General features: G+C 59.0%; 10 protein-coding genes and 1 pseudogene. 5 read left to right on the forward strand and 6 right to left on the reverse strand.

From position 1 onward, the window contains the following. Positions 1-1026: 1026 nt before the first annotated feature. Entirely contained in the window at positions 1027-1284 is a 258-nt protein-coding gene (locus KP707_RS11145; RefSeq protein ID WP_215769417.1) for a hypothetical protein, read from the forward strand. Positions 1285-1347: 63 nt separating this feature from the next. After that, on the forward strand, positions 1348-1674 hold the full coding sequence (locus tag KP707_RS11150; protein WP_215769418.1) for a hypothetical protein: 327 nt from the start codon (positions 1348-1350) through the stop codon (positions 1672-1674). A 180-nt stretch (positions 1675-1854) separates the two neighbouring features. Here KP707_RS11150 and KP707_RS11155 read toward each other — a convergent pair whose 3' ends face one another. Further along, entirely contained in the window at positions 1855-3273 is a 1419-nt protein-coding gene (locus tag KP707_RS11155; RefSeq protein ID WP_215751753.1) for a DHA2 family efflux MFS transporter permease subunit, read from the reverse strand. A 49-nt stretch (positions 3274-3322) separates the two neighbouring features. Then, the gene (locus tag KP707_RS11160; protein WP_215751752.1) at positions 3323-3889 is read right to left on the reverse strand and encodes a hydrolase; all 567 of its coding nucleotides are present in this window, start codon (positions 3887-3889) and stop codon (positions 3323-3325) included. 109 nt (positions 3890-3998) lie between these two features. Here KP707_RS11160 and KP707_RS11165 point away from each other — a divergent pair, with 109 nt between their 5' ends. The 3 genes from KP707_RS11165 to KP707_RS11175 all read left to right on the forward strand — a co-directional run bounded on the left by KP707_RS11165 (position 3999) and on the right by KP707_RS11175 (position 6947). Continuing rightward, complete coding sequence (locus KP707_RS11165; protein WP_215751751.1) at positions 3999-4628, forward strand: TetR/AcrR family transcriptional regulator; 630 nt, start codon at positions 3999-4001, stop codon at positions 4626-4628. Between the two features lie 146 nt (positions 4629-4774). Then, a protein-coding gene (locus KP707_RS11170) for an IS5 family transposase (RefSeq protein WP_252348868.1) occupies positions 4775-5490 on the forward strand; the annotation gives its coding sequence in 2 pieces (ribosomal slippage) (positions 4775-5050 and positions 5053-5490; 714 coding nt in all). 101 nt (positions 5491-5591) lie between these two features. After that, entirely contained in the window at positions 5592-6947 is a 1356-nt protein-coding gene (locus tag KP707_RS11175; RefSeq protein ID WP_215751750.1) for an IS701 family transposase, read from the forward strand. A 35-nt stretch (positions 6948-6982) separates the two neighbouring features. Here KP707_RS11175 and nagB read toward each other — a convergent pair whose 3' ends face one another. From nagB to KP707_RS11195, 4 genes and pseudogenes are all read right to left on the reverse strand, one after another. After that, a complete protein-coding gene (gene nagB / locus KP707_RS11180) occupies positions 6983-7726 on the reverse strand; it encodes a glucosamine-6-phosphate deaminase (RefSeq protein ID WP_211497511.1) in 744 nt (247 codons plus the stop codon). Between the two features lie 25 nt (positions 7727-7751). Then, positions 7752-8860: pseudogene (locus tag KP707_RS11185) on the reverse strand (N-acetylglucosamine-6-phosphate deacetylase). Continuing rightward, entirely contained in the window at positions 8860-10152 is a 1293-nt protein-coding gene (gluP, locus tag KP707_RS11190) for a glucose/galactose MFS transporter (protein WP_338125641.1), read from the reverse strand. Before gluP ends, KP707_RS11185 begins: the two are co-directional and overlap by 1 nt. Beyond that, positions 10149-11165, reverse strand: coding sequence for an N-acetylglucosamine kinase (locus KP707_RS11195; protein WP_249196957.1), 1017 nt, complete (start codon positions 11163-11165; stop codon positions 10149-10151). Before KP707_RS11195 ends, gluP begins: the two co-directional genes overlap by 4 nt. Positions 11166-11240: the final 75 nt, after the last annotated feature.

The raw sequence follows: 11240 nt of genomic DNA on the forward strand, positions 1-11240 counted from the left end.
CGYAGCCTTGCCGAATACATCATCCGCCGCAAGGTAGTGCTCGATTTTATTGAAATTCTTTTGCAAAAAGTTCGGGATGATAACCGTGACAGTGCCTATCAGCGAGAGGACGTCTTACACTCTTTTATTTGCCCGCTACGCATCAACACACTTACTGATGGGCGCAGGAAAGTCGAACCAGCTACGTCACACGATCTCTGGATCGTCGACGAGCGGCTGACCTTCGCCCAATATTTTAGCTCAGACGAGGAGTTCAACAAGCTTTCTGAAGCGATTGACAGCAATGAGCGGCCTGATGTCCTTATCTTCGACTATGTCCACGGACTGCGGCAAGTCGAGGAGCCTTCCAAGGTGCTTCTCGTCGAATTCAAACGGCCGGGACGCACGTCCTACGCCGATGACGAGAATCCCCAACTTCAGGTCGAGCGCTATGTCCGCCGTCTCCAGACCGGGAGCATGTCCGATGTCAAAGGGCGGCCAATCAAACTCGATGACCGCACCGTGTTCTACTGCTTTATTGTTGCCGATATCRTCGGTAAACTCGATGAATGGACCTATAGCTGGCAAAGGACCGCGGATGGCCGGGGKCGTGTCTACCAGCCCCGGGATGGCTTTCGCGGTTCGATTGAATTGGTCGGCTGGGATGCTCTCCTGGCGGATGCGCGTGGTCGCAACCAAGCCTTCTTCGATAGAGCCGGGATCAGCGGAGAGAGTTACTTCAGCGCCTGAATTCACATACCTTCTCAACCACAGGCACATGCCGCCCCGTCTACGATAATTAATTACCATAAAGATCAATCATATAACGGGCATTTTTTCGGATTGGCTGTAAACGTCCGAGCCTGATCGTGTTGTCGACCGGGTGTCCTCTACATGCAGTCTTCCTTGCCTCGGAGCGATTTGGTTATCAATGGTTTAAGTTCATCTAGAATAGGTTCGGTGACGGCTCGGGTATGGAGGTGATTGTCGTAGTGACCGAACTCGTGACATCCGTTTATTTTAATATCAACACAGGAAATAACAGCAATGCAGAAATTTCTTGTTACTTTTGACATTCACGGCGGCGATCAAGGCTCTAATATATATGCAGAAATCTACAAGGATATTAGGCAAAAATATGGAAAAGAAGGATTTTGTAAGGACTTTGGACAATTTTTCTTTCTCTCTCCCTCTCTTTCTTTTTCTTCTATCCCACTCTTCTTTCTTTCTACTCTCCCCTCCAATTCAAATAGTGGTTTAAGTTCATCTAGAATAGGTTCGGTGACGGCTCGGGTATGGAGGTGATTGTCGTAGTGACCGAACTCGTGACATCCGTTTATTTTAATATCAACACAGGAAATAACAGCAATGCAGAAATTTCTTGTTACTTTTGACATTCACGGCGGCGATCAAGGCTCTAATATATATGCAGAAATCTACAAGGATATTAGGCAAAAATATGGAAAAGAAGGATTTTGTAAGGACTTTGGACAGTTTTGCATTGTCAAAACCACTCATGATGTAACTGCGATCCGAAACTTCGTTCGAGATGCGGTCAAATCAAAGTCAAATAGATACCCTTATGACTCCGCTGATATAGTTGTATTTACTGTCGGAGATAAAATTGCCATTATACGCGGCATAGAAAATGGCAAATTAAATGATTTTGCACGTTTTTTTAGAAATGCCGATTGAGGCGCATTGCTATGCCAATTACCCATGCTTCCGCATCGGACCCAACCTACCCGACGGACTGCAGCCGCCTTCATGTCGGACAATCCGAAGCACAAACAAATGCTCCCAAAGCGGACGACGTTGGCCAAGCTTGCCTGGGTGACTTTTATTTTCTCAGGTGAGCATCCATGCCCGACGGGTTCAGGACAGTCCGAACTGGTGTTTCTTTTCCGAAGGCTTGATGAAGCGCGTGGTGAGCAACAGAGCGCCATGAAACAAGGCGAGCAGTCCGAATGTTTCGGCGAATGCCGTTGACGCCACGTGCGGCGCGCCAATTGCGGCCAGTCTCCACCCGAGGAATGTGGCGCACGCTGTAATCAACATCGGCCCTCCGATCCTTTGCATGATGTTCAGCGCAGTCGTTGCCATCGGGATATCCGCGCGTGCGATCGAAGCGTATCCCGCACTCATCGCCGGAATGCCGACGGCGCCCGCGCCGCCGCCACGCAACAACAATGCTATGGTCAGCAGGACGACGTTCAGACCGCTATAAGCAAGCACCACCAAAATCACTGTTCCGACCAACGACAAAAGAGCCCCGCAACCGGTCAGATTGCGCGCGTCAAACCGGTCACTCAGACGGCCAATGAGCGGATAGACGCACATCATCCCCAGACCCAGTGGCGCCATGAACAGACCCGTCCGCTCGGGCGAGACACTGCAGACATGGATCAGCCATACGGGTAGAAGCATCTGACCAGCGAATGACACCCCGTTCGTCAGAAACATGATGACCGCCGACACAGAAAAGGCGGGTGCACGCAGCAGCCGCAGATCGATCAGCGCGTCATCACCCTTGTGTCGAGCGGATCGGACATACAGGACGAACAGCACGAGAGACGCACCCAGGGTCGCTGATCCGTAGGGTCGGGTGACATGATCCATGCCGTAGAGAAACGAGACGAGGGCGGGTGCGAGCAATCCGAGCCCTGTCAGATCAAGCGGTCGGGGGCGCTCCTCATGTCTGTCGTCCGGGAGAAACAGAACGGCGAGGATGAAGGCCGCGAGCCCGACCGGGACATTGAGAAGAAAGATCCATCGCCAGGACGCGAGGGAGAGAATGGCGCCCGCGACGACGGGTCCAAGAAGCGGCGCGAGCAGAACGGGCGCCGTCATTGCGCTCGCGACTCTCGGCATCTGTCGGCCCGCTACACGGGCAACCGTCATCTGCGCCATAGGGGCGAGCAGGCCGCCCGCCATGCCTTGCAGTAGACGGAATATGATCAGAGACGGTGCAGACCACGCCAGTGCGCACAGGCCTGATGTCAGTGTGAAGGCACCGAAGCACCATAAATAGACCGCTCGCCCCCCGAGGCGGCTTACGAGCCATCCGTTCAGCGGCAACGTCAGGGCGAGAGCCAGCAGATAGCCGCTGACCACCCATTGAATGTGCGAAAACGGCGCGTGCAGGGTCGCGACAAGATCGGGAAGCGACACATTGACGATCGTGGCGTCCAATTGCGCCATGAAAGACCCGATCGCCGCGACGCTCACGATTTTCCAGGTGCCTGGAGGCAGTCGATCCGAGCCTTGGGTAGGCGACGATGTTCCGGCGTTCATGAATGATCTCGCCGAGAACCGCGAGACGCGCTAGACATCCGCCCTGCGCTCAGGCATCCAGCGCGATCACCTCGCTCGTCGTTACACGGCCCAGACGGGGGAAAATCTCCTCGCAGGCAAAACGCTGCATCTGGTCCGTGAAGGTAGACATGACATCCTCGGCGAGCACGACATTATATCCATGCTCATGCGCTGCTCTGGCAGTCGATTCTACGCCCAGATTGGTGGCGATTCCGCCTAGCACGATGGTCGTGATACCGCGTCGCCGCAGCTGAAGGTCAAGATCCGTGCCGTAGAAGGCACCCCACTGCCGTTTCGTGACACGCAGATCGGTTGGCTCGGCAAGTCCGTCAACGAGTTCTGCCCAGTCCGGCGCGAAGCCTCCGGGCGGCGAAAAGTTGCGATCGACGACCGCATGCACGGCATCGGCGAAATCTGGTGCGAACGCTACATTAACCAGAATGACCGGAGCCCCGGCAGCCCGGAAACGCATTGCGAGTTCTTTCGATCGCTCAACAATTAAAGCACCCGGTGTCGGAGCTAAAGGAAGCCCCGTGATGCCCTTCTGGAGATCGATCAGGACGAGAGCCGTCCTGGTGGCTGGAAGCGAAATCATGGCAAGACCTTCCCTATCGGCATTAGAACCGCCATCCCGAACCGTTGTCCGGAACACACGGAAACGTTAATAAGTTGAGCATATACTCAAGCAGGAGCATTATTTGAGGATGGACTCAAATTCGTCAAGGGGTAAACGAACGTCTCTTCAGCCGCTGCGCGCGGCTGGGCGTCAGCGCGTCGAGGAATTACTGGAGGCCGCGTCCGACCTCATGGCGGAACGAGGTTACGAGGCGACAACTATGGCGGAGATCGCCGCGCGCGCCGGGGCGAGGATCGGCTCGCTCTATCGTTTCTTTCCGAATAAGGAGGCGGTGGCGGACGCTTTAGTGCAGCGCCATATTGCCATTCTGGCAGACGAATACGCCGCACTCGCCAAACGTGCGGCCACCCTCTCGCCGGACGCTCTGGCGGATATTTTGATCGAACTGCTTGTCACGCTTCATCCTCGCGTGAAATCTCTGTCCGCGCTGATGGAGGCGCGGACAGACAAGATGGAGATCCGTGATCGTGCGCGAGGACATGCTATAGTCGGAATTTCGGCGGCGTTGCGTGTCTGTGCGCCAGGGTTGGATGAGGGGCTGGCGAGAGATATCGCTGCGGTCGTTCTAAACACTATGAAAATCTTGCGCGGCATGCTCGCGAAGGACGCTCCCACGACGCCAAGCGCGCCTGACGAGCTACGGCGGATGAACCGTCTTTATCTTTCGGACCGGCTGGCACCCTTCCGAAATATTTGAGCCCGTGCAACAGATATGAAGCCGTAACTTCCTGGATTGATTAGGCTCAGGACCCATTGATTTTTGTGGGGAATTTTGAATCAGGCTCTGTGAGGAGACTGAAGATGAGCGACCTGTATTGGCTGACGGACGAACAGATGTAGCGTCTGCGGCCGTTCTTTCCCAAGAGCCACGGCAAACCTCGCGTTGATGACCGCCGTGTGCTGAGCGGCATCATTTTTGTGAACCGCAATGGTATGCGCTGGCGTGATGCGCCCCGGGAATACGGTCCGTACAAAACGCTCTACAACCGCTGGAAACGTTGGGGCGCCATGGGCATTTTCATGCGGATGATGGATGGCCTGTCTGCCGCGAAGGCTGAGCCCCAAACCATCATGATTGATGCGACGTATCTCAAGGCGCACCGCACGGCTTCGAGCCTGCGGCTAAAAAAGGGGATCCAGGCCGCCTGATCGGTCGCACCAAAGGTGGTATGAATACCAAGCTGCATGCGGTCACCGATCAGAACGGACGACCGCTGAGCTTCTTCATGACTGCGGGACAGGTCAGTGATTATACTGGTGCCGCTGCTCTGCTGGACAGTCTTCCTATGGCACAGTGGATGCTGGCGGACCGAGGTTATGACGCCGACTGGTTCCGGGATGCCTTGGAGGAAAAAGGGATCAGGCCCTGCATTCCGGGGCGAAGATCCCGCGGAAAACCAGTCAAATACGACAAGCGAAAATATAAACGTCGCAACCGCATCGAGATTATATTCGGAAGGCTCAAGGACTGGCGGAGGGTCGCAACCCGCTATGACAGATGCCCAAATGTCTTCTTCTCAGCCATCTGCCTCGCTGCAACCGTCATCTTCTGGCTATGAGTCCTGAGCCTAGCACTACTTTGGCAGAAAATATTGGGGAAGGGATTCCCTTGGGCGGCGATCACTGATTCATAGGAGACTGGCTATGATGAGGGCTGGCGATGGACCGGGATTGGCGAGAGGATCTGGAGGCGTGGCTCGCGCCGTTTATTGAAGCCCTCGGGCACAAGGCACGGGCAAGGATGTGCCCGGCTTATATCGCCGGGCTGATCGGGCCGGGAGATCGCAAGAGCGTTCAGCCGATGGCCGCGCGCGCAGATGAGATCAACTACGATCGGCTGCACCATTTCATCGCGGCCGGTATCTGGGACAGGGCCCTTGTCGAGGCAGCGCTGGTGAAGGCGGCGGATCGCCTGGTTGGCGACGAGGCGGGTTTCCTCGTGATCGACGATACGGCGCTGCCCAAGAAGGGCACCCATTCGGTCGGCGTGGCACCGCAATATGCCTCGTCGCTGGGCAAGACGGCCAACTGCCAGTCTCTGGTTTCGGTCACATTGGCGTCGCGCGAAGTGCCGGTGATGGTGGGTCTACGGCTCTTCCTGCCCGATGAATGGACCAGCGATCCGGAGCGCATGGCGCGGGCTCATGTGCCGGAAGATAAACGAACGTCCCTGACAAAACCGGAGATTGCGATCGAGGAGATCGATCGGGTCATCGCCTCAGGTGCCCGTTTCGGCTGCGTGCTGGCCGATGCCGGATACGGTTCCAGCGGCCCGTTCCGACAAGCGCTGAGCCAGCGCGGCCTGTCATGGGCGGTCGGCCTGTCCCGCCGGCAGAATGTCTATCCTGCCGACGTGGCGCTGGTTTTCCCCAACGCAAAGGTTGGCAAACGTCGTAAATATCATGTCCCGGATCAGTCGCCGGTCGCTGCCCAAGCATCTCTGGCCACGGAAAAATGGCATAGGGTCAGCTGGCGCCGCGGCACCAAAGGCCGGTTGGCGTGCCGTTTCGCGGCGCGCCGCGTCCGGATCGCCGATGGACACAAGCACCGCATGCTCGACAATCGCGTGCAGTGCATGCCGGGCGATGAGGTCTGGCTCGTCGGCGAACGCCGGGCAAGCGGCGAGCAGAAATATTACGTGTCGAATCTACCGGCCGAAGCGAGCCTCAAGACGCTTGCCGCGGCGATCAAGGCCCGATGGATCTGCGAGCAGGCCCATCAGCAACTCAAGGAAGAACTGGGGCTCGACCATTTCGAGGGGCGGTCATGGAGCGGACTGCACCGCCACGCCTTGATGACCATGATCGCCTACGCGTTCCTCCAGTCCCGCCGCCTCAAGGCAGCGGGACGGAAAAAAAAGAATCGGTGCCCCACCGCCGCAGCCGAGCATGCCGGCCATCAGGCAAGCCATCCTGGACCTCTTTACGCAGCCTCACCCACGGCGATGTCCCCACTGTCAAAAACTTCTCGCCAACACCGCCAAGCCTGTTCTGCCAAAGTAGTGCTAAACACCTAAGAATTTCAATAAACTGTTCTTCGATCCCGCCAAGTTCAGTCCCTGTTCTGTGCCCAGATTCTGGCAGCAGCCCTGTCCAGAATGATCGTGGCATTGTCATGCAGGCGGATCGCCGAGGCGCTCACGGCCTCGCTTACGGGACCGTTCAGGGCCTCATCGACGATCGCCGCCTTCCCGTCCCCGACGGCCACCAGCACGAGGCAGCGTGCATCAAGAATCGTCCCGACGCCCATGGTCAGGGCGCGTTCCGGGACCCGCTCCGGATCGTTGCCGAACATACCGCTGTTCTGGCGGCGTGTGACCTCATCGAGATGCACAACCCGTGTCCGGCTGTCGAACGCGGAGGGCGGTTCGTTGAAGCCGATATGCCCGGTCTCGCCAATGCCCAGAAGTTGCAGGTCAATGCCATTCGCCGCACGGATGGCCGCTTCATAGCGCGCGCATTCCGCCTCCAGATCCGGCGCGACACCATCCGGAACATGTGCCCTTTCAGCAGGCATGTTCACATGCGCGAAGAGGTGCTCCTGCATGTAGTGGTGGTATGAATTCGGGTCTGTCGGCTCCAAACCAGCATATTCATCCAGATTGAAGGACGTGGTGCCGGAAAAATCCAGTGCATCTGCTGCATGCCGCTGCACCAGAAGCCGGTAGATATTCTCCATTGTGCGGCCCGTCGCGAGGCCAAGAACAGGCGCCGGAGACCTGCGGATCTCGTCCGCGATCATGCCGGCGGCACGGCGGAAGGCCTGTTCGGGACTGTCGGTGACGATGACATTCATGGGCTTTATCATTCCTGTATGACGTTCACGCCCGGCGCGCGCCGTTGACCCAGACTTCGAGGACCCTGAAGCCTGTCATCAAGAACCGTGAAATCTGCCAGAAGATCCGGCGCAATAGCGCCCCGGTCATGCAGGCCGAGATAGGCGGCGGCATTCGTACTGACCAGACGCGCGGCCCTGGGAAGGGACATTCCGGCGTCGATGGCATTGCGCAGGGCCTGATCGAGGGTCAGGACACTTCCCGCAAGGGAGCCCCCCGGCAGTCGCACCACGCCGTCCCGGATCATCACGTCCTGACCGCCGAGCTGGCTGGGGCCATCCAGTTCGCCGGTGCCGCGCATGGCGTCCGTCACGAAGAGCAGCCGGTTCCCCATCACACGTTCTGCCAGACGGAAACTGGCGGGATGCACGTGATGGGTATCGAAGATCATCTCTCCGTAGGCCACATCGCTGCACATCAGCGCCGTAACCGGGCCCGGTCGCCGTCCCTCGATGGAAGACATGGCATTGAACAGATGGGTCGCTCCCACCGTCCCGCCCGCCGCACAGACCAGACAGATCGCTTTTTCCGTCCCCTCGAAATCCGTGGTGGTATGTCCAAGACTGACCCTGACGCCTGCCTTTGCAAAGGCCTGCATGGCGGCGGATGCGTGCTCCAGCTCCGGCGCAATCGTCACGACACGGACACAGCCGGTCGCAACAGCTTCAGCCACGCGCCCGGCGGTCGGCTCGATATTGAAAGGCGGCTGGGCACCCAGCTTGTGCGGACTGACAAACGGCCCTTCCAGATGCGCGCCATGAATGCGGGGGCCATTCTGCACACCTCTGTCATGGACCGTCGCAACGGCCCGGAGAGCGTCCATGACATCCGGCCAGGGTGCGGTTGATCGTGGTGGGCAGAATGGTTGTCGTGCCGTGGCCGAGATGGAAACGGGACAGGGTTTCAATGGCCGCCACACCATCCATCGTATCGGCACCGCCGCCGCCATGAACGTGACCATCGATGAACCCCGGCAGGATATAGCGCTCTGAGGCCTCGGACAGCGGAGCGATGTCGCGGATATGGCTGTCGAAGCTGACCCGTCCAGACACGACACGGTCCCGCAGGACGATCCTGCCATCGAGATGCGACATCATGGTTTCTGATCCAGAGGCAAGAGGCCGGTCTGACCATAACGCCGCGCATAGAGCAGAAGGGCAAGGTAGGACGGCAGGACAAGCAGGGCGAACATCGCCTGAAAACCGATGAGAGGCTTCAGGGCGACATAGATCTGCGGGATGATGGCCCCGCCGCTATACGCCATGACCAGCAGGGCGGACGCCAGAGGCGTCCATGCGCCCGCGCCGCGGATGGCGATCGGGAAGATCGAGGGCATCAGCATGGCATTGGCGGCCCCAAGGAGGGCCACACACAGAACCGAGACATAGCCATGTGTCAGGAAGGCTGCGATCGTGAGCAGTCCCCCCAGAACGCAGGCCAGTTCCATGAGCCGCTCCTGCGTCAGGATGCGCGGCACGATCACGAAGCCGGTCACGTACCCTCCGAGCATCGCGGCGAGGGTCAGAGACGTGAAGAAACGGGTCTGGCTGAGTGGCAGGCCGAAGCCCTGCCCATAAGTGCCGATGGCGTCTCCCGCCATGACTTCAACACCAACATACACAAACATGGCGGCAATCCCGAAGACCAAATGCGGCCGGAAAATACGCCCGCTGCTTTCCAGCGGTCCCGGTAACGCTGGCGCCTGAAGATCGGGCAACCGACAGATCGCCACACCGATTGCGGTGACAAGCAGGATGGCGGCCATCGCCATGTAAGGGGCATAAATGGCGTGGACAAACCCGGCGAGAAGTGCGTTGCGCGCCGCAGGATCGGTCGTCTCCTGCGCGCGCTGGGAAATGCTGCCGATATCCCCCATGACCAGCGTCGCCAGCACGATCGGCGCGAGGATCCCGGCGCATTTGTTGCACACACCCATGATGGCAATGCGCTGTGCAGCACGCTCAGACGGTCCAAGCAGGCTGACGAGAGGGTTGATCACAACCTGCATCAGCGAAAGGCCCGCCCCCATGACCAGAAGACCGGTCAGTGCCCCTCCGTAAAGGCGCATGGCGATGAACTGTCCAAACAGCGCCACGCCTGCCGCGCAGAGAAGCAGCGACACCGAAAGCCCCCCACGCAGACCCAGCTTCCGGGCAACAAAGGACGCAGGCAGGGAGAACAGGAAATACGAAAAATAGAACACCATCGGGACGAGAAAGGCGCTCGTATCGCTGAGATCGAACGCGACACGCACGAACGAGATCAGCGGTCCGTTCATCCAGGTCACGAACCCCATGATGAAGAAAATCGCCGCCGCGACACCCAGAGGCGCCAGTCCATAACGACCGGTTAGCCCTCCGCCGGACTGCTGTGCAGACCCGGTCACGACGTCAGTCCGGCGGCACGAAGGGCCTGGGATGTCCGCTCGATCCACGCGTCATCAGGGTCCCAGCCCGCCATGCGCGCGGCATTGAGCAGCCCACCCCCCACAGGAGGAAGACGTGGGGGAACAGGCGCGCCATGCCGGGCCGTGATGATGTCGCGCAGGAACTGGCTCTGGAAAGTTCCGCCGGCGTAACTCCACGGCAACGGGGTCCCGGGGAAGCGGCGCTGGGCGGCATCGATATGGTCGGAGAGATGTTCCGCAGCCTGACGCATCAGGCGTCTGGCCGGCTCAAGACCCTGTTCGGCCAGATCCGACACATGCCGGGCAAGAGCCGCGACACTGGTCCGCGGGTGCTGGAGCGTTCCATACCATTCCAGCAGCGCCGTCCCACAGGCGTCCTTCTCGACCGGCAGCCCCATGGCGCTCGCAAACGGTGCGAGAAAGGCCTGATCCGCCTGGTTGCGCCCGTCCAGAAGCATGGTCAGAAGCGCCAGCGCCTGACGACCGATCCAGAAAGCACTGCCCTCGTCTCCGAACAGACCGCCCCAGCCTCCAACCTTGATCTGCCTTCCTCTGCTGTCCGTCGCCCATGCGACCGAACCGGTGCCGGACAGGAGAAGAACCCCTGCCTGTCCACCGAAAGCCCCGGTACACGCCATTTCCACGTCACCGGTGAAGCTGACAGGGCGAGGAAAAGCTTCCTTTACGACCGCTTCCTGTTTGCGGCCCAGCACGCGGGTTTCGCCATATCCCGCAATCCCGAGCGCGAGCCCCGCCGCCGTGGCGGGGATCTGCGCGAGCAGGGACCGCAGAACAGTCTGCCAGTCGCTCTGGTCAAACGGATTGGAGCCCGCAGCCCGGACCACGGGTCCCAGCGTCCCGTCGCGCCCCAGAACCACCAGAAGTGTCTTGGTCCCCCCGCCATCTATCGCGGCAATACAGGAGGCGGTCGGCGACACGATCGTCGGGGAGGCCGGATACCGGATCTTCATGGTCGGGTGTGAGGCTGGCATGTCTCAACGTTTCGGTTGGAGAGGCAGAAGCGAGAGGGAATGTACGACATTGCACGCTGTGCGCAGGGCATATGG

Origin of the sequence: Gluconobacter sp. P5E10, assembly GCF_018812145.1 — a bacterium.
Lineage (GTDB): Bacteria > Pseudomonadota > Alphaproteobacteria > Acetobacterales > Acetobacteraceae > Gluconobacter > Gluconobacter cerinus.

Coding starts and splice junctions, on each gene's coding strand:
- KP707_RS11165 (WP_215751751.1), top strand. CDS start 3,999: ATGGACTCAAATTCGTCAAGGGGTAAACGAACGTCTCTTCAGCCGCTG.
- KP707_RS11160 (WP_215751752.1), bottom strand. CDS start 3,889: ATGATTTCGCTTCCAGCCACCAGGACGGCTCTCGTCCTGATCGATCTC.
- KP707_RS11145 (WP_215769417.1), top strand. CDS start 1,027: ATGCAGAAATTTCTTGTTACTTTTGACATTCACGGCGGCGATCAAGGC.
- KP707_RS11195 (WP_249196957.1), bottom strand. CDS start 11,165: ATGCCAGCCTCACACCCGACCATGAAGATCCGGTATCCGGCCTCCCCG.
- KP707_RS11150 (WP_215769418.1), top strand. CDS start 1,348: ATGCAGAAATTTCTTGTTACTTTTGACATTCACGGCGGCGATCAAGGC.
- nagB (WP_211497511.1), bottom strand. CDS start 7,726: ATGAATGTCATCGTCACCGACAGTCCCGAACAGGCCTTCCGCCGTGCC.
- KP707_RS11175 (WP_215751750.1), top strand. CDS start 5,592: ATGGACCGGGATTGGCGAGAGGATCTGGAGGCGTGGCTCGCGCCGTTT.
- KP707_RS11155 (WP_215751753.1), bottom strand. CDS start 3,273: ATGAACGCCGGAACATCGTCGCCTACCCAAGGCTCGGATCGACTGCCT.